The 21348-nt window shown below is 56.0% G+C and carries 19 protein-coding genes, 1 pseudogene and 1 riboswitch; of the genes and pseudogenes, 8 read left to right on the forward strand and 12 right to left on the reverse strand.

Translation table 11 applies throughout. From position 1 onward, the window contains the following. The first annotated feature begins 134 nt into the window (after positions 1-134). The 3 genes from DS739_RS02165 to DS739_RS02175 all read left to right on the forward strand — a co-directional run bounded on the left by DS739_RS02165 (position 135) and on the right by DS739_RS02175 (position 3385). Entirely contained in the window at positions 135-1997 is a 1863-nt protein-coding gene (locus tag DS739_RS02165; RefSeq protein WP_039891904.1) for a tetratricopeptide repeat protein, read from the forward strand. Beyond that, complete coding sequence (locus tag DS739_RS02170) at positions 1994-2899, forward strand: 4-(cytidine 5'-diphospho)-2-C-methyl-D-erythritol kinase (protein ID WP_006116958.1); 906 nt, start codon at positions 1994-1996, stop codon at positions 2897-2899. The genes DS739_RS02165 and DS739_RS02170 overlap by 4 nt, the downstream gene beginning before the upstream one ends. 90 nt (positions 2900-2989) lie before the next feature. Then, a complete protein-coding gene (locus DS739_RS02175) occupies positions 2990-3385 on the forward strand; it encodes a hypothetical protein (protein ID WP_006116959.1) in 396 nt (131 codons plus the stop codon). A gap of 89 nt (positions 3386-3474) precedes the next feature. Here DS739_RS02175 and DS739_RS02180 read toward each other — a convergent pair whose 3' ends face one another. The 6 genes from DS739_RS02180 to DS739_RS02205 all read right to left on the reverse strand — a co-directional run bounded on the left by DS739_RS02180 (position 3475) and on the right by DS739_RS02205 (position 8897). Further along, positions 3475-4482 (reverse strand): SDR family oxidoreductase, encoded by a 1008-nt coding sequence (locus tag DS739_RS02180; RefSeq protein WP_006116960.1) that lies wholly within the window; start codon positions 4480-4482, stop codon positions 3475-3477. 134 nt (positions 4483-4616) lie between these two features. Further along, positions 4617-5195, reverse strand: a complete 579-nt coding sequence (locus tag DS739_RS02185; RefSeq protein WP_006116961.1) for a YqaA family protein — start codon at positions 5193-5195, stop codon at positions 4617-4619. A gap of 13 nt (positions 5196-5208) precedes the next feature. Next, positions 5209-5418, reverse strand: a complete 210-nt coding sequence (locus DS739_RS02190) for a hypothetical protein (RefSeq protein ID WP_003625103.1) — start codon at positions 5416-5418, stop codon at positions 5209-5211. Next, entirely contained in the window at positions 5411-6907 is a 1497-nt protein-coding gene (locus DS739_RS02195; RefSeq protein WP_039891908.1) for an MATE family efflux transporter, read from the reverse strand. Before DS739_RS02195 ends, DS739_RS02190 begins: the two co-directional genes overlap by 8 nt. Before the next feature lie 146 nt (positions 6908-7053). Further along, positions 7054-7860 carry an ABC transporter ATP-binding protein gene (locus tag DS739_RS02200; protein WP_039891909.1) on the reverse strand — a complete coding sequence of 269 codons (807 nt, stop codon included), beginning with the start codon at positions 7858-7860 and terminating at the stop codon, positions 7054-7056. A gap of 5 nt (positions 7861-7865) precedes the next feature. Then, complete coding sequence (locus tag DS739_RS02205; protein ID WP_039891910.1) at positions 7866-8897, reverse strand: ABC transporter permease; 1032 nt, start codon at positions 8895-8897, stop codon at positions 7866-7868. A gap of 122 nt (positions 8898-9019) precedes the next feature. On the opposite strand from DS739_RS02205, the gene DS739_RS02210 reads away from it, so the two are divergent. Both DS739_RS02210 and DS739_RS02215 read left to right on the forward strand, forming a co-directional pair. Then, positions 9020-9952, forward strand: a complete 933-nt coding sequence (locus tag DS739_RS02210) for a ribose-phosphate pyrophosphokinase (RefSeq protein ID WP_035362377.1) — start codon at positions 9020-9022, stop codon at positions 9950-9952. Positions 9953-9963: 11 nt separating this feature from the next. Continuing rightward, positions 9964-10565: pseudogene (locus DS739_RS02215) on the forward strand (histidine phosphatase family protein). A 3-nt stretch (positions 10566-10568) separates the two neighbouring features. On the opposite strand, the gene DS739_RS02220 reads toward DS739_RS02215, so the two are convergent. The 3 genes from DS739_RS02220 to DS739_RS02230 form a co-directional block, all read right to left on the reverse strand. Further along, positions 10569-12008, reverse strand: a complete 1440-nt coding sequence (locus tag DS739_RS02220) for a hypothetical protein (RefSeq protein ID WP_006116969.1) — start codon at positions 12006-12008, stop codon at positions 10569-10571. A gap of 142 nt (positions 12009-12150) precedes the next feature. Then, positions 12151-12570, reverse strand: a complete 420-nt coding sequence (locus tag DS739_RS02225; RefSeq protein ID WP_006116970.1) for a hypothetical protein — start codon at positions 12568-12570, stop codon at positions 12151-12153. 195 nt (positions 12571-12765) lie between these two features. Continuing rightward, complete coding sequence (locus tag DS739_RS02230) at positions 12766-13233, reverse strand: hypothetical protein (RefSeq protein WP_006116971.1); 468 nt, start codon at positions 13231-13233, stop codon at positions 12766-12768. Positions 13234-13613: 380 nt separating this feature from the next. Here DS739_RS02230 and DS739_RS02235 point away from each other — a divergent pair, with 380 nt between their 5' ends. Continuing rightward, entirely contained in the window at positions 13614-14150 is a 537-nt protein-coding gene (locus tag DS739_RS02235; protein ID WP_006116972.1) for a DUF1269 domain-containing protein, read from the forward strand. Positions 14151-14253: 103 nt separating this feature from the next. Here DS739_RS02235 and DS739_RS02240 read toward each other — a convergent pair whose 3' ends face one another. The 3 genes from DS739_RS02240 to DS739_RS02250 all read right to left on the reverse strand — a co-directional run bounded on the left by DS739_RS02240 (position 14254) and on the right by DS739_RS02250 (position 18133). Next, the gene (locus tag DS739_RS02240) at positions 14254-14766 is read right to left on the reverse strand and encodes a hypothetical protein (RefSeq protein ID WP_035351023.1); all 513 of its coding nucleotides are present in this window, start codon (positions 14764-14766) and stop codon (positions 14254-14256) included. A 129-nt stretch (positions 14767-14895) separates the two neighbouring features. After that, the gene (locus DS739_RS02245) at positions 14896-17142 is read right to left on the reverse strand and encodes a TonB-dependent receptor (RefSeq protein WP_035351025.1); all 2247 of its coding nucleotides are present in this window, start codon (positions 17140-17142) and stop codon (positions 14896-14898) included. A 217-nt stretch (positions 17143-17359) separates the two neighbouring features. Beyond that, positions 17360-18133, reverse strand: a complete 774-nt coding sequence (locus tag DS739_RS02250; protein ID WP_006116976.1) for an SDR family oxidoreductase — start codon at positions 18131-18133, stop codon at positions 17360-17362. A gap of 158 nt (positions 18134-18291) precedes the next feature. Here DS739_RS02250 and DS739_RS02255 point away from each other — a divergent pair, with 158 nt between their 5' ends. Then, positions 18292-19215 (forward strand): LysR family transcriptional regulator, encoded by a 924-nt coding sequence (locus DS739_RS02255; RefSeq protein WP_035351028.1) that lies wholly within the window; start codon positions 18292-18294, stop codon positions 19213-19215. 65 nt (positions 19216-19280) lie between these two features. Continuing rightward, on the forward strand, positions 19281-20993 hold the full coding sequence (locus tag DS739_RS02260; RefSeq protein ID WP_006116978.1) for a Na+/H+ antiporter: 1713 nt from the start codon (positions 19281-19283) through the stop codon (positions 20991-20993). A 52-nt stretch (positions 20994-21045) separates the two neighbouring features. Continuing rightward, positions 21046-21281, forward strand: a riboswitch (cobalamin riboswitch). Positions 21282-21348: the final 67 nt, after the last annotated feature.

The following is a 21348-nucleotide window of genomic DNA, read 5'->3' on the forward strand; positions in this document are numbered from 1 at the left end:
CGGTTTGGTGGTTTGGCGCGGGCGCGTTAGACAAAACCAGTCGTTCATGTCGTTCCTTTCCGCTCTGCCAGAAGGGGTGGGGCATCCGTGGGCGGCCTGCCCGGTTGCCACCGTATCCTGTAGATAGGGTTCTTATGCTGTTTTGTCGCCTTCTGCCTACGGTTTTCATGCTGCTTTCCGCCACTGTGCTGGCTTCTCCGCTGTATGCGGCCCAGCCCGATACATCTGGCGCAGCCCTTAAAGGGGCCGAACCCAAAGCAGATACTGCGGTTATGCATGCGCCTGTCGGGCATGTCGATTCGGGGGCGTTTCTAAGCGCCGTCATTGCCGTTCGCAGGGGGGATGACCTTCAGGCCGCACGCTCTTTCCGCCAGGCCGCAGCCGCAGACCCACAGAATATGGACCTGTTGAAGCAGGCTTTTGTGCGCAGTGTTATGGCGGGGGATGCCGATGCGGTGCCGCTGGCCCACAAGTTGGATAAGCTGCCCGGCGCGCAAAGCGTCATCTCCGCTCTGGTGTTGGGGAACGATGCCGCTGCGCGTGGTGAGTGGGGCGAGGCGCTGACCTATTACCACCAAGCACGCACAGACCCGCTGACACATCTTATTATGCCGCTATTGCTGGCATGGTGTGAACAGGCCCAAGGCCATGCGGATGCGGCGGTGGAAAGCCTGACCCATATTCAAAAATCTGTTCTGGTGCCGTTTTACACGCTGCACGCCGCCCTGATTGCGCAGGTAGCAGGCCAGACAGACCGCGCAGGCCAGCTTTTTGATGCAACGCGCAAGATCATGCCGGGGGGTGATCTGCTGCTTACCCGTTCCTACGCCGCATGGTTGTGGGAGCGCGGGCAGAAAGAAAAAGCCCGCGCCGAGCTGCGCAAGCTGGAAGGGGATGATCCAGTTCTGTTGCTGGCTGGCCCGCAGCTTCAGGCTACCATTTCGCACTTCCCGGTCACATCGGCGCGCGGAGGTATTGCACGGGCTTACATTCTTACGGCGTTTTTGCTGCGCCAACAGGGGCGGGAGCAAGCCCAACAGGCCGCAGCCACAGGCGGCATGGTGGGGAATGATGCCAACCTCTACCAGTTTAACGAGGCCGCACGCCTGATGCTGGGCTTTGCCTTGGCGATGGACCCCACATTGGCTGAAGCCCGTCTGATGCTGGCCGAAATCCAGATTGATGAAGACCACGGGGCTGCTGCGCGTGAAACATTGCTGCGCGTGCCGCAGTCTGACCCCATGTCCCCCGTGGCGCGGCTGCGGCTGGCGGTGCTGGATTCCACGCCCGATCAGGCCACCGAGGCGGTAAACCTGTTGCGCCCGCTTGTGGCCCAGTTGCCAGATCAGATTCTGCTTCAGCGTGCCTTGGGCAATGCGCTGGTGCAGCAGAAGGACTGGAAAGGCGCAATTGCCGCCTATACCAAAGCCATAGACCTTGCCACAGCCCAAAAAGATGTGGATTGGACGCTGCTTTTCCTGCGCGCCATGGTGTACCACGAAATGGGGGATTGGCCCCACGCGCGGGATGATGCCCGCGCCGCACTGGCTTACGCGCCAGACGAATCCATGCTGCTGAATTTTCTGGGGTATTCTATGGTGGAGCGGCATGAAAACCTGCCCGAAGCCGAAAAACTTTTGCGCAAGGCGCACCAGCTTTCCCCCGATGATGCCGCTATTACAGACAGCCTCGGCTGGGTGCGCGCAGAGCGTGGAGACCTGAACGAGGCGCTGGATCTTTTAGAAAAAGCCGCAGAAAAAACACCAGAAGACCCGGAAGTGAATTATCATCTGGGCGAGGTTTACTGGCGGCAGGGCCGCAAGACCGAAGCCATAGATCAGTGGAACGTGGCTTTGGGGCTGCACCCTATTCCGTCGGATGAAGTATTGATACGTGCTGCGCTCAAGCGCGCAGGTGTAGAGCCGGATGTAAAAAAAGCAGATCAGGCCGCGCCCGCTAAAGTCGCGCCGCAGGATAAAGGAACACACACGCCATGACAGTTGATGTTCTGGATGTTGCAACCACAACCCTGACAGAAATTGCTCCAGCAAAAATCAATCTGTATTTGCACGTTACTGGCCGCAGGCCAGATGGATACCACTTGCTGGATAGCCTTGTGGTGTTTGCTGGCGCTGGGGATGTGCTGCGTTATGAGCCGGGTTCTGAACCTCTGCATCTCAAGCTGGAAGGCCGCTTTGGCCGCGCCCTTGGGGCAGATGCCGCCGGGGCTGATAATCTGGTTATGAAAGCCGCCGCAGTGCTGCGTGATCTGGCCGGGCCGGATGCCAATGTGCAGGGCGGCTGCCTTGTGCTGGAAAAAAACCTGCCCGTGGCCTCTGGCATTGGTGGGGGTTCGGCAGATGCTGCTGCGGCCTTGCGTTTGCTGAATCGGGCATGGAACGCGCAGGTGGGTGAACCAACCCTGTTCCGTGTAGCGGAAACATTGGGGGCGGATGTGCCCGTATGCCTGCTAAGCCAGACCGTGCGGATGGAAGGTATTGGGGAAACCCTTACCCCCGCGCCGCGTTTGCCAGAGTGTGGCCTTGTGTTGGTAAATTGCGGGCAGGCTGTTTCCACCCCGGATGTGTTCCGCAAAAGAACCGGCGATTTTGTGCCTAGGGCTGCTTTGCCGCAAAGCTGGCCCAATAGTGCTGCTATGGTGGAAACCTTAAAGGCGCAGGAAAACAGTCTGGAAGCTCCGGCATGCAATGTATGCCCGCCCGTTAAGCGGGTGTTGGCCGATATTGCCATGCAACCAGAATGCCAGTTGGCCCGCATGAGCGGTTCTGGCGCCACGTGTTTTGGCGTGTTCCCTACCGTAGAAGCCGCGCGAGAAGCGGCAGACAGGTTGGCAGATGCACACGCCGCATGGTGGGTGTGGGGTGGTGCTCTGGTTTAAGGGGCTTTGCCACACCATATCAGCGTAAAGTTTTTTGGTGAGCCGAAAGGGCGCAAGCCTGTTTTGGGGTAACCGAGGGTAGGAGGTTATATGTCTTCCAAGCTTGATCTGTCTCTTTCAGCAGACCACACAGAAGTACATCTTAAGGTGCTAGAGCAGGAAGATCAGCCTGCGGTAGATATTGCGCTTTCGGTAGAAGACATCACCCGGCTGATTCAGGTTTTGGGCCAGTGCCGGGAAACAATGCTGGAAGGTAAGGAGCTGCCGCCCATAGAAGGCGCCACTTTTACACCTGTTACGCGCACCAAATGGGCGCTTCAACCCGAAGCCAGCACGGATGGCTCTGTTCTGGCTTTTCAGCACCCGGCCTTTGGCCCGGTAGGGCTTGTGCTGCCACCAGCAGATGCAGACCGTCTGATGCATGGTTTGCACATGCACCAGCAAATGCGCCAGCAGCCTATTAAACCACGCGGGCGTTTGAACTGATTTCTGGCTGTTTATTCAGATGGCATCATTAAGGCCGCAAAAATTTGCCCCGTGCAGCAGAAAAACCACACGGGGCAGAAAGCAGGCGTTCAGGATTTCCGGCAGTTACGAATATGCGCCATCAGGGCGGTAAGGCTCATGGCCGTAAGCGCACCAAAAATGCTTGCCCGCAAGCTGCTGGAAACAAAAAAGGTTAGCGGGCTGTCCACCCTGCGGGAGTGCTCATTAAACGGGCCTTGCGCCCCAAAGGAACCGGGCACGGATTTGTATAAATCATCCGGCTGCGGGCCTTCTGCCCAATCATGCTCCATCTGGGCCTTATAGCCTTTCTCGGCCAAGCGGGCTTCACGGCAGCCGGGGGCAATCATGTGCCACAGGGCGGCAAAGCTGTTGGTGGCGCCAATGGAGATAGAGCGGCTGGTGCTAAAGGCGGCACGGCAAATGGCTTCTGCCGCTACTTCGGGTTCATACACCGGGCCAACGGGTTTTAAGCGCTTGCCCGTAAGGTTGCGTGTCCAGCCATAATGGGGGGTGTTGATGGCGGGTAAATCCACCATCACCACGCGAATATTATCGGCATCGTGCCGCAGTTCTGGGCGCAGGCTTTCACAAAAACCGCGCAGGGCAGAACGTGCCCCGTTTTCTGCTGCCTGAAGCGGCATGCCGCGTAAATTGGGGGCCAGATCCAGATTGATAATAGCCCCTTGCCCGCGCCGACGCATAACGCCAAGTGCGGCCAATGTGCCGTGTACGCTGCCCAGATAGGTTACCTCTGTGGCCCGGCGGATATCATCGGCAGAAAGAGTGGAAACCTGCCCAACAACCGTGGCCCCGGCGCAGTTGGCCCAAACCGAAATGGGGCCAAGTTCTGTTTCAATACGCTCTGCCGCATCCTGCACGGCTTTGGCGTCTGAAACATCCAGCGGAATAACCAATGACCGCACAGAATGTTTGGCCAGATTTTCTGCTGTTTCTTTCAGCCGGTCTTCATTGCGGCCCAGCAGGGCAATATCAAACCCGGCGCGGCCCAGCGCACGTGCCGCCGCGCGGCCAATACCGGCGCCTGCGCCTGTAATCACAGCTATCTGGGTTGGCATCCGCGTTTTTTCTCCCGGTTATCACTCAAGCAAGATGTTTAAAATCTGGCTACCATTTTGCGCTGCAATCGGGCAGGGCACAAGCCACAGGGCAGGGGTTTTGCCCCGCGTGGGCTTTTATGCAAGGGCCAGACTTACAGATATTTCAGCGCAATAATGCCGCCTAAAAACACGATGGCAAATGCCCCGGCCACCAGCGGCAGGCGTTTTTCCAGAAAATCCTGAATAGGGGCCCCAAAGCGCCACAAAAGGCCCGCCACCAGCATAAACCGCACACCGCGCGTTACAAGGCTGGCCAGCATAAAAGGCAAAATGGCAAAATGCGCCATGCCGCTGGCAATGGTTACAAACTTGTAGGGGATAGGCGTTAGCCCTTTAAGCAGAATAATCCACACACCCCATTGGCGGAATTTTTCCTGCAAGGTCAGAAGCGTGGCCTCGGCATGGTAAAAATGCACAATCGGGCGGGCTATCGTATCCAGCAATGCCGCCCCAATCAGCCAGCCCAGCAGGCCACCGGCCACACTGGCTACCGTGCAGATGGCGGCATAAACCCATGCCTTTTGCCTATGTGCCAACACCATGGGCACCAGTAGCGTTTCTGGCGGAAGGGGGAAAAAGCTGGCTTCTGCAAAAGCCAGCGCCGCCAGCCATAAAGGCGCGTAGGGGCTGGCGGCGTGCCGCAAAACGCGGGCATACAGGCGGTTTAGCATATGGGTTTAAATACTACATTCGTTCGCGGCGCAGAACATCCTCCGCCTTGGCGTGGATGGTATCATATTCTTCCTGCGTCAGGTTCCCCCGGTGCAGCATTTCGCTGGCCCGTGCCAGCGCATCACGCGCATGGGTGGCATCGGGAATGGGGTAGCGGCGGCCGGGCAGAGCAAAGGCATCATCGGGCAGGGCGTTGCGTTCTTCAGTTGTCAGCTTAGACATGGTTGGTCTTCCTGTCTTCCTCACACAGTTCAGAGGCACTTTCCAGTTCGTCCAGTTCCGCCATGGCAGCTTCTGCGCTGGTGGTGGGAACATCGGAAACCGGTGTGCTGCTCCGCACTCCCGCTGCCAGAGGATGCTGTGCGGGAGAGACTTCTAATGTTTGTGTCACACGGAACGCCGTCAAGACTGCAAAAGAGCCAAACACTATCGCCCCCAGCGCTTGCCCGGCCTGCACGCCAAGCGGGCCAAAGCGTGCGCCCATCATTACAAACGGAATGGTGCCCAGCGTGGCCCGCCCCCAGTTAAAAGCGGTGGAATACAGCGGAAAACCAAGGTTGTTAAAGGCGGCATTCGCTACAAACAGCATGCCCACAAACAGATAACTGCCGATTGTCCATGTGCAGAACATATGGATAAGGGCCGCGGCATCGCCTTGCGCATCATACATGGCCACAACGCCGTTCTGCGCACAAAACAGGAGCAACCATGTGGCCCCAACGCTCAAAATCACCAGCTTGAGGGCTGCACGCAGGGTTTCTCGCACACGGTCGCACTGCCCGGCGCCAAGGTTCTGGCCCATAATAGGGCCAACAGATCCGGTAAGTGCAAAAACCAGCGCAAACAGCACAGGCACCGTACGCTCGATAGAGGCCTGCCCTGCAACAGCGGCCAACCCAAAGTGCGCCATGGCCTGCGTAACGTACACACCCCCAACAGGCGTGGCCAGATTGGTAAGAATGGCCGGGAAAGCCACCGTGGCCACGCGTTTGGTATCGGGCACAATTCGGTGGGCTTGTGGCATGGCCAGCATATCGTGCCGCAATGCGCCGCGCAGGCCCACTGTTGCCACCACCGCGCGTGAAAGCACTGTGCTGATAGCCGCCCCCATAAGCCCTTCATGCAGCCCAAAAATAAACAGAGGGTCCAGCACCGCGGCAACTACGGCCCCCAGCAACGTAATGTGCATGGAGCCCTTGGCATCCCCCACCACGCGCATAAGGGAGGAAGCCCCCATACCCGCACAAATAAGGGGCAAAGCGGGGCTAACGGTGCGCAGGAATGTGGTGGCGTTGGCCAAGGCCTCACCCTGCGCGCCAAACAGCACCAGAATGGGGTGGGCAAAAATCATGGTGCCGATACCCAGCACCATTGCCAGCCCGATCATGACAGTAAGGGCGGAGGAGGCAATGCCGCGTGCCTCATCCGCACGGCCTGCGCCAATCTCACGCGCGGTGGCGGCACTTATGCCGATGGTTAGCCCGATGGAAACGGCAATCTGCAAGCCAATAACGGCCCCGGCAAAGCCAATGGCAGCCGTAAGGGCGGTGTTACCCAAGTGGCTGATATACACCATATTGAGCATATCCACCGCAAACACCGCCATAAGGCCAATGGCCCCGGTGCCAGCCATAACCAGCACGTGGCGCATGATGCTGCCGGTGGTAAAGCAGGCCTTGTGGCGTCCGCCAGGCGGGGAGGGCCGGTTCATTCATGCTCCGTGTGGGCTGTGCTGTGTGCGCGGGCCGAGGTGGGTGTTGAGTATGTCATGACTTGCGCCCCCTGCGAACAGGGAGAACACGGAACATCTGCCCTGAAAGGCGTGCAAGCCCGAATAACGGGCTGCAAGAACCGCGTTTAGAGGGTAGGCGGCGTTTCTTCGGGCTTTTCTGCGTCTGCCTTGCGTTCCAGCGGGCGGCCTAAATACGCTTCCAGCACCTGCTCTGTGGGGCCATCCATACGTACCTGCCCCTGATCCAGCCAGATCAGGCGGTTGCACCAATCGGCCATTACATCCGCCATATGGCTGGAGAGCACCAGAATATCGGCGCGGGAGACAAGGTTTTCAAGCCGGGCACGGGCACGGTTACGGAAGGAGGCATCCCCCGCCATAAACCATTCATCCATCAGCAACACATCGGGCATGATAGCCGTGGCCAAGCCAAAGGAAAGGCGCACCATCATGCCCGAACTGTAGGTGTTTACGGGCAGGTCCATAAAAGCGCCAAGGCTGGCAAAGTTTTCTACATCGACCTCAACCTGCGCGGTCTGCTCCTTGCTGAGGCCAGAGAACATGCCGCGCAGGCGAATGTTCTCCCGCCCGGTTAGGTCCATGTTCATGCCCAGTTCGGGGTCTAGCAGTGTGCCAATGCTGCCGCGCACCGTAACACTGCCGCCTACGGGTTCATAAATACCGGCCAGCGCGCGCAACAGCGTGGTTTTGCCCGCCCCGTTGCCACCTACAAGGCCCAGCCTGTCCCCCGGTTGCAGGGTAAAGCTTACACCTTTAAGCGCCTGCACCACCACGCGGTCTCGGTTATCGTGCATGAAGCGGGTGTTGAGCGTACGGCCCAGTGTTTTGCTGAGCGATTTGCGCAAGCTGCGGGCATTGCCATGATACAGCGGAAAGGTGATTTGCAGGTTTTCAACCGCAATATCCGTCATGCGCCTTACACCCAGTATGCCAGCCGTGTGCGCATGCGGGCGAACAGGCAGAAGGTTGCAACAATCAGCACGGCAGACCACCCAAGGGCCGCAGGCCATACGGCGGTTTGCATGACATCCCCGGTAAAGGGCGCGCGCAAAATTTCAATTAACGGAAAGAAGGGGTCTAGCAGCAGCCAGGCCTGCCCGGTTGTCATCAACTGCGGAGACCACAAAATGGGTGTTACAAAGAACATCACCTGTGTCAGACTGGCGATAATGGGGGGCACATCCCTAAACCGCGCGCCCAGAATACCCAGCAGCAGCACGGCAAAAAAGCAGTCCACCAACCACAGGCCTGTGGCGGGCAGCAGAGTCCATGTCCATTTAGGTGCGACGTGAAACCACAAGAACACCCCGGCCACTACGGGTACGTTATGCGCAAATACCAGAATGTTGCGCACCGCCACGCGCAGCACATGCAGGGAATACGGCATGCGGGCAGCATGGATAAGCCGCGCGGCCCCTGTAAAAGTGCCACACCCTTCCTGCATGGTGCCGCCTACAAAGCCCCATAACACCAAGGAAAGGGTAAGGAAGGGCAGGTAGGTGTGCACATCTGTGTTGAGCAGATACGCATACAGCACGCCCATGGCCGCTACCATAATGGCCGTGGTGGCCGTAAGCCAGAACGGCCCCAGAATGGAGCCACGATACCGCAGCCGAATATCCAGCCAAGCCAGTGTAAGCCCCAGCCGGGCATGGCGGAAGCCGCGCGCAAAATCTTGGGCGGCATGCACAAAGTAGGAAAAACCCCGTTCTGGCACCAAATGCAGCACGGGTTGGCCCTCTGGCTGGGGGGCGTGCTGCGGCGCAGCCGAAAGAGGGGGCTGTTTTTTTGCGGCGCGTTCTTCCTGCGTATCCGGCAAGGTGGGCGTGCTGTTCATGGTGTTTAACGCGATAGAGAACCCAGCCTGTTTGTGCAAGGTTGGCTTGCTTTTTATGCTGCCATTATGGCCTGCCATATAAGCCCGTGCAGCCCTAGGGGAGCGCGCCATTTGCGCAACGATTGGCAGGAAAACACTCCGCAGAGATGACAACAGGCCCCGTGGTTGCTACACCCGGCCCGCCGGAGAGCCCTTTTTTCGTTCCACACCTAAGGCCGGGAACCGTCCTTGTCATGAAAATCGTCGCCTGTAACAGCAACCTCCCACTTGCCGAAGCCGTTGCCGCGGAGCTGAACCTCCCTCTCTGCAACGCCACCGTGCGCCGCTTTGCGGACATGGAGGTGTTTGTAGAAATCCACGAAAATGTACGTGGTGAGGACGTGTTCGTTATCCAGAGCACCTGCACCCCCACAAATGATAACCTGATGGAACTGCTGATTATGCTGGATGCGCTGCGCCGTGGTTCGGCCAAGCGTATTACCGCTGTCATGCCCTATTTTGGTTATGCCCGGCAGGATCGTAAATCCGGCCCGCGCACGCCTATCAGCGCCAAGCTGGTGGCGAATCTGCTGGTGGAAGCCGGTGCCAGCCGTGTGCTGACACTGGATCTGCACGCCATGCAAATTCAGGGTTTCTTTGATATTCCGGTGGACAACTTGTACGCCGCACCGCTGTTTGTGCGCGATATCCGCTCCCACTATGGGGACCGCGATCTGATGATTGTCTCCCCCGATGTGGGGGGCGTGGTGCGTGCCCGCCAGTTGGCCCAGCGCCTGAACACGGATCTGGCCATTATTGACAAGCGGCGTGAACGCGCAGGCGTTTCCGAAGTGATGAACGTAATTGGGGACGTGCGTGGCCGCCATTGCCTGCTGGTGGACGATATTGTGGATAGCGGTGGCTCATTGTGCAACGCAGCCCGTGCCATTGCCAACCAAGGCGCCGCATCTGTGGGCGCATACGTCACCCACGGTGTGCTGACAGGGCAGGCCGTGGAACGCGTTGCCGATTCGCCTATCGAAATGCTGACGCTAACAGACAGCATTCGCGCTACGGAGCAGGTTATGGCTGCGCGCAATATCCGCCAGATTACCATTTCTGGTCTGTTGGCACGCGCCATTCATGCTGTGGCGGATGAAAGCTCCGTTTCCTCCCTGTTCGATTGATCCGAGGCCCCATGAGCACGCTTCTCCCCCGCCCATACTGGTATTTGCGCCACGGCCAGACAGACTGGAACCGGGCTGGCCTTTCTCAGGGGCGCACGGATGTGCCCTTGAATGAAACCGGCATTGACCAAGCTGTGGCGGCGGGAAAGCTGCTTGAGGTTGCCTTGCGTGCAGCAGGGCAAAATGGGGTTACGCGCATTGTGTGCTCTCCGCTGGAGCGTGCTTTGCGTACAGCTACGATTGTGCGAGATGCCCTTATTACCCACGGCCTGCCTGCTTTGCCGCTGGATGTGGATGCGGGGCTGGAGGAAGTCTGCTTTGGTGAGCAGGAAGGCCAGCCGATTGGGGATTGGTATGATAGCTGGATTGCCGGTGAATACACGCCATCGGGGCAGAAACATTTGCTGCCCTAAAACAACGTGCCGCAGACGCCGTAAACCGTGCCACACAGGCCCCCGGTCGGCCCCTGATTGTGGCACATGGGGCGCTGTTTCGTGCTTTGCGTGCGGCCATGTTTCTGCCCGCCAATGTACGCCTGCCCAACGCTATTCCGCTTAGCTTGGAGCCAGAAGCAGAGAACCGTTGGAAGTTGCAGGAGCTGGCAGACGCGTAAGCGTTAGTTCCAGATTTTGTAGAGTTCGAACGAGAAACGGTTGGGCTTTTTTCTGCCGGGCTTGCCTATGCGTACGCTATATACCTGTTGGTAATGCTGTTGAATATAGGCACATACAGGCTGTTCTATTGTGCCTGATGTGCATGCTTGATACGGCAGCATAACAAAGGCCGGACGCTGAGATAGATCCTGCAAGTAATGCTGGGCTGCGTTCTTGCCATAAATAATATCGATATGATCGCGGAAAAGGTAGCGATCAAAACTGTGCAGATGGGCCATGTAAAAATGGGTGTGCGGTGTACGGATGTTGAGAACTTTTTGCTGTTGAACCAGATCAGATACCCGCGTGTAATCAATCTGTTTGAAGTTGATATAATCTTTTAGATTTTTATGCGTTTCATCCACACCTCTAAGCACCACAACCGTAGCCAGTGGGGCGAATGCCCAGCCTGAAAAATGTATTTTCTGTTGTGCCAAGAGCACCAGCATGATGCTAACAGGCGCAAACCACAGCCCGGAATAATGGCTGAACGGGTGCCCGGAAAGAAGAACCGCAGGCACAGAAGATACAAACCACAGCGTAAGCAGCGTGGTATCTGGTGTAGGGGCTGTTTTAAGGATGGATTTCTGCCCGAACCATTTGATGAGAATGGGCGAAAAAACCGCCAGATAAGCTGCAAGCAGCAGAACAGCCTTAATGCGTTTTGAAAGCTTGGCGCTGTAAGAATGTAAAAAAGTATGTTGCAGGGTAAAGTAATCTGCCAGCGCATGGTGCCCCTGCACCAGATAAGGTGAGAATAAAACCACCAATCCACCGCATGTGCCAAGGGCAAACAAAACCACGTTGAAAAGAGGGCGTGTGTTTGTCAGCAACAGGAAGCACACAGGCAAAAACAGGCAAATGCCTTCCAGATAGTTGATGTTAACCGTAAGGCCAAACGTAGCCCCGGCAGCCATAAGCAGCAGGGCGCGGTTTGTCTGCTGTGTGGTTGCAAATGTGCCTTTGCGGGTCAGCCAGATAACAGCCAGTTCTGTTGTTATCAGAAGTGTTTCTGTATTTCCGGCCAGTAGTTCAAACGGCGCACCCAGCAACACCAGCGCAGCAAAAACCCATAACCAGCGTGTGTGCCAGATACTGCGTGCCATAGCCGCAAATGCGGCAAGGGAAAGGAGAGCCAGAACCGTAAATTTGCCAACAGGCAACGGGGCAGTAAGTGCATCCCACACGCCGTAAAGCACATAAACGCCTACAGGTTTGTGATCGAACACATATTGGTACGGTAGCATATGCTCTTGCAGCATGCCGCGGCCAATAAGTGCGTAAAATGTTGTATCAGCCGTGGAAAAAGGCAGGATCAGATAAGAAAAAATATAAAAAATACTGCATAAAGAAATAATAAAAACGAATATCTTATTTCTTAAAATCTTTTGTAGCTCAGACATTATCCTTCTCCTGCTTGAAGGTCTGGATATTCATGCAGGGAAAAGGAAGTAAAGGGTAAATAAGTTAAATAATTTTCTAAAAAGCATGGCAGAACAGCCAGTTGGCGTTTCCGCCATGCTTATTTTATCGGTGTTGAATACATCATACGGCAGACGTGTGTTCCTGCGGGGAAATGCGGCTTCTTTGCGGGAACAGGGCCGGATCATGCAGGGCACGCAGGCGCACGCAACGGGGCAGAAGCCTGCGGATAATGTGCATGGTTGCGGTATCGGAAAGCCCTGTCTGTTCAGAAAACCAGTCCAGTTCTTCCTGTAGGAAAAAGCCGCGCACTTCTGCCTCAGATGCTGGTGGGCTGTGGGGGGCGGTCTGCCAACGGCGGATGGTGGAAAGCATGCCCATGGCTTCTGCCCGCTGTTCCAGCTTGCTGGGCTGATCCGGCGTGGGAACAGGGCCAAGAACTTCGTTTAAAGCGCTTAACAGGCCGGATTTGTTAAACCACGCGGCTGTTACAAAATCTCCCACGCTCGAAATGGCGTTGGAAACGGAGTTCAGGAATGTCATGAAAACCTCCCGTATTTACAAAAGGGGTGCATACTGCCAACGGCGCGCAGGTTGAGAGAGTTTCCATGTGCTGAAAAAATAAAAACCGCCCCTGAACCAAGGGCGGTTTTTTACAAACAGAGCATCTGCCACAGCCAGCGGCCTTAAGCCATGTGGTGCGGCAATGCCGGACGGGAGTAACCGCCTTTTTCTGTATTAGTCCTGCAATGGCAGCATAAAGGTGCCATCATCCAGCTGGATACCACGCTGGGCGGCGTGGGCGCAGGTTGCGGTGCGGATGTCTTTGTCATCCACCGTGTTCAGGTCAATCATCTGGCCGGGGCCAACCATCAGCTGCCCTGCACCACCAGCGGGGTATGCGGCATCGTTTTTCACATCGCTGCGTTTTGCAAGGGAGCGGCCAAGAGAGCGCACCGTTGTATCATCATCAATGTTGTGGGCGTAACAGTAGTACATCAGCCCGGCAATATTGCCGACAGATGCGTTATCTACCGTGGGGCCGGGGCCAACTGGTGCTTCTGGCACAGAAGCCACGCCAACATTGGCAGCATGGGCAGGTGCAACCCCGGCAGCCAAAGCCAGGCCACATACGGCAGCAAGGGCCGCTTTGCGCAGTGTGTTCATGGGTGAACCTCCTTTGTGAACAAGTTTGATGGGGCTCACTATCGAACCGGCCCGGATATGCGGCAAGAGCCTTGGTTGCCGGTCTGTTATGCAGAAAATATTGGTTTGTTATCAAAAATTCTGCATGATTTGTGAAGTTTCGTGATCTAATCGGACAATAATAGTCCACATTATCACATGGATGTGAGTGTATGGATGCTATGCCTGTATTGGCAGGGATGCGCACGGTTATTCAGGCTTCTTATACGAATACTCTATAATGCTCTTTCTGTATTTTTCTTACACCTGCGCAATCTTGCCTACTGGCATGTGTGTGCTGGGCTTCCTATATCCAAGATCGAATACATACTGAACGTACATGCTGTTTGCCGCTGTGCGGGGCAGATGGCGTAAAGATGTAAAGCAGGGAGCCGATTTGAATGTCTGATCTGATTGTTCTGGGTTTTGACCACGTTGATGATGCCACCAAGGTGCTGACAGAATGCCGCGCCTTGCAGAAGGAATACCTGCTGGATCTGGAAGATGCCGTAGTTGTTACGCGGGATGCACAGGGTAAGGTACACCTGCACCAGAGCGTAAACCTTGAAAAAGCTGGGGCTTCCTGGGGCCTGCTTTCTGGTGGTTTCTGGGGTGCGCTGGTGGGCCTTTTGTGCCTGAACCCGCTGGCTGGCTTCCTGATCGGGAGTGCCGTAGGGGCCGGTGCTGGCGCGCTGTCTGGCAAGTTTTCTGATTACGGGATTGATGATGGCTTCATCAAACAGTTAAGCGATACCATCCCGCCCAACACCTCTGCTCTGTTTATTCTGGTGCGTAAGTCTCAGCCGGAAAAGGTTCTGGCCGATCTCAGCCAGTTCAAGGGCCATGCCCGTATCCTGCAAACCTCTCTTTCCCCAGAAGCAGAAGAAAAACTCAAGGCTGTCTTGGGTCAGGTTGCTGCGGCGCAAGCCAAGGCCTGAGCCATCTTTTAGGTATCAGCCTGCACTGTGTGCATAAAAAACCCCCGGTGGCAGAAGCGCACCGGGGGTTTTTTAGTATTTTAACGCACAGAACGAAAAAAGTTCACAGCCGTTTGCCCATTTCTTGCCGCAGGGTGTTGCAGCGCTGGGTATATTTTGCGGCCCGTGTGGCGGTAATCCAGTTGATAATAAATGCCGCTGCCAATGAGAGGAACGAGGCCGCAGTGAGCAACTGGCCTGTCAGATAGATTTTCTCATCATAATGCAGGGCGGAATACCACAGCAAAATCAGGCTCAGCACAGCACCAATAAAGCCAGAAGCACCCGTAAGCCGCATAAGGGAATCTTCCACCAGTTCAAAGGCGGCGGTCTCACGCCATAGGTCAAACAGGCGGCGGTCAATGTCTCCCACGTTTTCGGCGTGGTCTGCCTTTTCGGCTTCTGTGCGCTTGTGGGGGTTTTTGCGGTGGATCTCCAGCTCCTGCCGGGCCTTGGCAAAAACCTTCCGCCGTTCCTGAATGGCGGGCAGGCTGATATCCACAAAACTTAAAATGGCAACATTCAACCCGGCGGAAAGCTGAACAATGGCCTGAAAGTTGCCCCATGTCATATCCATTGGTCTGGCTCCTCCACGGGCTGGATATCCTCGTATTGGAGCCGTTTTCTGGGGCAAAATGCTGGTAAAATCAATCCACGCCAGTGTGGGGGCTGTGGCGCGTGGGCAGCGCCACAGCCGGTAACACGGTTAAAAACCTTGGGAAATCCCGCCCAGAATGGTGCGGCGCAGCCCATATTGCGGGGCCCCCACGCCAATGCCGGAGCCATCGCGCAGCTTGTAGGTGTGATCCCCCAGATTGATCACATCTATGCGGAACTGCGTATCCCCCGGCCATGCGCTGCCGAATGTATGGTGTATGGTTTCCACGGCAGAGAAGTTAACGGTGGCGTAGGGTGTAAGGGCCACCCCGTTGGGCACAAGGCCATCGGCCCGCAGCCCGCTGCCATATACCATGGTGGCAGATAGCCGCAGCGGAAAGCGCGTTTTATGGAAGAAGGAATAGGCCGCCCCGGCAGAGGCCGTCCAACGCTGATCGTGGTCCAGATGGACCCAGCGGTGCTGAATGTAGGCCAGATCATCCGGTTCCATATTAAACTGTGCGCTGGTGATATCCTTACCAATGGCGCGAGACCACGCAAAGTTGCCATAGAGTGAAAGCGGGCCATGATCGTAAGAGGTGCTGACCTCATACCCATTCACCTGCCCACGGCGATAGTTAAAGCCACTTAGGATAATCGGGGCGCCAAACTGGCCTTCATCAATCAGGTTATGAGCCAGCTTGTAATAGGCATCGAACGAGACACGCCAGCCCGGCAGAATGGTTTGCTCAATACCGGCATCAAAGTAATGGTCGCGCTCGGCCCGCACTTTGTTGTTCTGGTAAACCGAGGGCGCGGCACTGGTGCCCGCAAATTTGTAAAGCGAGGAAGAACTTACAACTTCAAACGGCGGAGGCGTGAAGTAGCGTGAATATCCGGCATGGATCACCCCGCCTTTCCATGGCTTCCACACAATGTTGATACGTGGGCTAAGCTGTTTTTCTGCCGTGTATTCGCTCACACCATCAAAGCGCAGGCCGTAATTGATGGTCAGGTTGCTGAGTGGGCGCCACTCATCCTGCGCATATAGGCCGTAAACCGTACCAGTTTTACCGCTGCCATCGTAAATGCTGAGCGGGGTTGTGCCAAAGGTGGCGTTGCCATCTGCATCCTCACCATCCTGCGCAAACACGCGGGAGAGGGATTTAGAGGTATTGCGTTCTACAAAAAGTTGAAAACCAAAGCGCACGGTGTGATCTTTGGCAGCACGCCATGTCACATCATGCTGTGTGCCCATGGAAAAAACAGAGCGCGCGGCTTGCTGGGCAATGCCGTTATACACCAGATCCCCCAGCCAGTCGGGAGAATAGCGTAGGCTGCTATAGCGGGAGAACACGGAGCTTTGCAGGCTGAAGTCTCCCATCTCTTTCTGCAATGCCAGAATGGCAAAATCTGTAATCTGTTTTTGGTGCTCATCCAAATGCGCACTGTCCACGCTGCCGTTCAACTGCTGCGCCAGATTGCTGCCAGAGTAGGCAGGCATGGCAAACTGGGTTTGCTGGCCGGGGTTGTTGGGCAGTTGGTATTCTGCGTTGGAAACACCGGCAATAAAGCTGATACGCGTGTTTTCATCCGCCGTGTAACGCAGGTGGCCCAAAAAGTGATATTGCTCGCTTAAATCATGAATGGCGTTGAAGGATGACGTTGTGTTTTCAATGCCCGTGCGGTCATGCACATAATCTGCCGTGGCAAAGAAATCCCACTTCCCTTTATGAAAACCATATTGCAGGGAAGGGAAAAAATAATCTCGCGCCCCGCCGTAAAGTGAGAGATTGCCGCCAGAATTGGTGGTGCCGTTCTTGGTGTTGATATCCACCACAGCCGCCTGCAAAAACCCAAACTGGCTGGGCAGCGCACCGGTGGTGAGGGACATGTTATCGGCAAAGCGCGTCATCAACGCCTGCCCGAACACACTCAGCCCCTCCGGTAATTGCACGCCATCCAAACGGAATTGCACCTCGTTATGGTCTCCACGCACATGGATCTGGCCATAACTGTCCTGCGCTACGCCGGGGGCTTGCAAAAGCACTTGGTTAAGTGGTGCGTTATCGGCCCCCGGAATGGTTTCCAGCGCCTGCCGGCTGAACTTGTGCACAGTGGCCCCGGTGGAGGGCGAAAGCTCTGAACGCATGCGGTCCAGATGCGCGGTAACAATTACCTGTTCGGCATCGTTCTTGTCATGCGCAATTACTTTTACGCTTTGCGGTTTTGTTTCAGAGGGCTTCTGCTGCTTTGTTTCTGTTGTAGACGTTGTGGTTTCAGCCAGGGCCATGCTGCTGCCCAGAGCAGTTAAAACAGTGGAGCAGAGAAGAAGAGCGGCTGATCGAACCATCATGCTGTGTGCTGCCTTGGTTGAGTGTGGCGGAGGGCGCAGCATGTATTATGTAATAGTATAACATTACAATAGGAATGAGCCGTGTGCGTGCAGCTTTCTGTGGGCTGTTGCACACGCGCAACAGCTTTGCGCACAGAGTAAGGCATAAAAAAAGAGGCCACATGCAACACGTGGCCTCCTTGCGCATACCGTTGTGCCTACGGGCACAAGGCAGATGTTATTTTGTGGTGTAACCGCCGTTTACCAGAATGGTCTGGCCCGTCATCCACCAGCCTTCAGAAACAATAAAGCGCACATACGGGGCAATATCTTCAATATCTGTCAGGCCCGTTTTGCTGAAGGGAGAAAGCGCTGCTGCCGTTTTGTGGTAAGCCACGGCATCTGCACTTTCCTGCCCGTAAAAGAACGGTGTATCCATGGGGCCGGGGCCAATGGCGTTAACAGAAATGCCACGCGCGCCATATTCCTTGGAGGCCGCACGGGTAAAGTGTTCTACCGCAGCCTTGGAACCCGCATAGGTGGAATAAAACGGCGTGTAAGCCCCCAGCAGAGATGTGACGAGTGTGAGCAGCTTACCGTTATCTGCCAGATGGTTCCCAGCTTCACGGATAAACTGATACGCCACCTTGGTGTTGATGGCGAACATGGAATCAAATTCTTCATCCGTGGTATCTGCAATCGGCTTTTTTAGCACCTTGCCCACGGTGTTAATGGCAATATCTGGCGCGCCAAAAGCGGCTTTGGTATCTGCAAACAGTTTGGCAACAGCATCTGGCTGCGTAAGGTCTGCCTGAAAAGCTGCGGCCTGTGCGCCTGCGGCTTTTACCGCAGCCACCGTGGCATCTGCTTCTGCCTTGCTGGCTGCACTGTGGTAATGGATGGCAATGGCTTTTGCGCCATGTTCCGCCAGATCCCGCGCAATCAGCCCGCCCAGATTTTTGGCCCCACCGGCTATTAGAACAGTTTTGCCTTTAATGCTGTGATCTACCATGTTGGCTGCTCCCTTGCATGATCGAGGGGGCGATGGATGGTGGCCCCCGTTTTTCTATTGTCATCGTATCAGCTACAATAGCCGGATAAAGCAGTATGTTCTGACAACACTTGCCAGATTTACCGAACAATAAGGCAGCCACCACAAGGCTAACGTGTATGGATAGAATAGATCTTTTTCGGATTTTTGCCCGTGTGGTGGAGGCCGCCAGTTTTACCCATGCGGCAGAAACCTTGGGCATGCCGCGCTCTAGTGTGTCTGCCGCAGTGCAACAGCTTGAAAGCCGTGTGGGTGCACGTCTGTTAACGCGCACAACCCGCTCCGTTGCCCCCACGCCAGATGGCGCCGCGTTTTACGAACACTGCCTGCGCCTTGTGGCGGATGTGGAGGAAGCAGAAAATCTGTTCCGCCAGAGCGAAAGTGCCGTGCAAGGCGTATTGCGCGTTAACATGCCCGGCCGCATTGGGCGGCTGATAGTGGCTCCGGCATTGCCCGATTTTCTGGCAACATATCCCGGCCTTTCGGTGGAACTGGGGGTAACGGACAAGGCCGTTAATCTGGTGGAAGAAGGGTTGGATTGTGTGCTGCGCGTGGGCCCTTTGCAGGATTCCGGCCTGATTGCCCGCCGTATGGGGGAGTTAAAGCTGATAAACGTGGCCAGCCCGGCATATCTGCATCAGCATGGCGTACCCCAATGCCCGGCAGACCTGCTGCATGGGCACGAGGCCGTAAATTATGCCTCCCCCCAGAATGGCCGCGTGGAACAATGGGAGTGGGAAGAAAACGGCCTAACCCACACGCTGGATATACCGGGCCGTGTAACAGTAAACAGTGCAGAAGCCCTTATAGCCTGTGCGCTGGCTGGGTTGGGGATGATTCAAATACCCGCGTACGATGTGCGCTCTTACCTGCATACCGGCCAGTTGGTAAAAGTGCTGCCCAAATGGTGCGCGGCCCCTTTGCCTATGGCGTTGCTTTATCCACACCGGCGGCATCTTTCCATGCGGGTGCAGGTGTTTGCCGCATGGCTGGAGGAACTGGTGCGCCAGCAGGTTTTACGCCCTGTTTCCGCCGCTCCGTAAAGGTGGCGTGTATGTGCAGAATGCCCGTTGCATAAACGCCTAAACACGCCCAAAGAGCGCAAGCCATGTTAACCATAGAAAACATTCTGTTGCTGCTTTTGCTGGCGGCAGTTAGCAGCCTGCTTGTTGCCCTGTTTAAACAGAAGGTTCCGCAGCCGGTTGTTCTTATCATTCTGGGTGTGTTTGCGGCGTTGGCGGGCATGCATGTCAGCTTGCAGCCAGATATGTTCATGTTTGTATTTCTGCCGCCTTTGCTGTTTGCAGATTCATTCCGCATGCCATTGCGTGAGTTTTCAGAACTGCGCGGCCCCATTCTCTTTTTGGCCTTTGGGCTTGTGGTTATCAGCACGCTGGTATGTGGCTATGCTATTCATTGGATTGTGCCAGAACTGGGCTTGCCCATCTGTTTTACGCTGGCGGCAGCGCTTTCCCCCACAGATACGGTAGCTGTTTCCAGCCTTATTGAAGGGCGCAAAGTTCCCAATCGGTTGTTGCAGATTTTATCTGGTGAGGCCCTGTTTAACGATGCCTCCGGCCTTGTGTGCTTTCGCTTTGCCATGGCCGATGCCCTTACGGGGGAGTTCTCTTACAGGCAGGCTTTTGGCACGTTTTTAATGGTGGCGCTGGGCGGCTTGCTGGTGGGCGCTGCGGTGGCATGGCTGACTGTTAAGCTTAACCGCGTGCTGGTGCGTCGTGGGTATGATGATTCGCAATCCCAAATCATCTTTGTGCTGCTCTTGCCATTTTTAATGTACGCAGCGGCGGAAGCGGTGGAATGTTCGGGCATTCTGGCCGCCGTGGCAGGCTGCATGGTGCTTAAACTTTCCGGTATGATAGAGGATACCGCCACCTTTACCCGCCTACAGGCCACAACCGTATGGAACATTGTCAGCTACGTTTTTAACGCGCTTATCTTTTTGTTTCTGGGCTTGCAGTTGCCAGAATTGCTGCAACATGGCGTGGCGTTGGGCCATAAATACGATGTGGCTTTGTGGCAGGTTAGCCTGTTTGTGGTGCAAATATACGCCATTATGCTGGCCATGCGGTTTGCAGGCGTATGGACATCCGTTTTTGGCCGTTGGGTGGTGGCGCGTATTGGCAGCCTGCCGTTTGAACCCACGGGCTTTGCAGGCAGCTTGTTGCTGACATTTGCCGGGGTGCGCGGGGCCGTTACGCTGGCGGCTGTGCTCTCTCTGCCAGAAGGAGCGGATGGCACAGATGCCTTTCCCATGCGCGATGCCGTGGTGGTGGCGGCTACAGGTGTAATTGTGCTTTCCCTGCTGGCGGCCAGTGTGTTCATTCCTCTGTGCCTGCGTTTTTTACCGCACGAAACGGTGGATAAGAATGCGCAGGAAGAAAACATGGCCCGCCAAAAACTGATACGCGCAGCCCTTGCAGTGCTTACAAAAGCGCGCACGCAGCCGCCTGCGCCCAACCCAAAGGGCACAGCACTGGCTAAGCCGGAGGGGCAAGGTGCCGCAGATGAAGCCCTGCGTCAGGAGGTGATAGACCGCCTCTACCAACTGTATCACAGCCGGTTGGAAGAGGAGGATGAAACGCCGCGCATTACGCCGCTGGATCGTAACCGGGCATTGCGCCATGCGCGTATGGATCTGGCCCTGCGCCTGCAATTGCTGCGGGCAGAACGGCAGGCCATGCGAGATATGACATCGCGCAGAGAGATCAATGACCAAACAGAATGGAAGCTCCAGCAGGAACTGGATTATGAGGAGCAGGTGATCCGCTCGCAGTCTCAGCGCCTCCCGCGGGAGGCCTAAAGCCCGCCTGCCAAACGTGGCGTGCTTTTGTTGACAAGCCACCTCCAGCCTGTAAACCACACCGCATGATGGTTTCCCCTTAGGGGAATGAAAAGGGAACCGGGTGCCCGCGCCGTTGCCTGCAATGGTTTTGCGATATTCCCGGGCTGTCCCCGCAACTGTAAGCGGCATGGATGTGCACGCACAGCGCCTTACGCGCTGGCCCACTGGAACAAACCTTTCCGGGAAGGGGTGCCACAACCGAAAAAACCGCAAGCCAGGAGACCTGCCATCAGCACACAGTTGCAGACGGGGCATGTCAGCCGGGGTGTGCTGGCAGGTTGGGCTAGCGGTCAGCCTATGGGGTGGTTTGTGC

This window comes from Acetobacter sp. JWB (assembly GCF_003323795.1).
GTDB classification, from domain to species: Bacteria; Pseudomonadota; Alphaproteobacteria; order Acetobacterales; family Acetobacteraceae; genus Acetobacter; species Acetobacter oryzifermentans.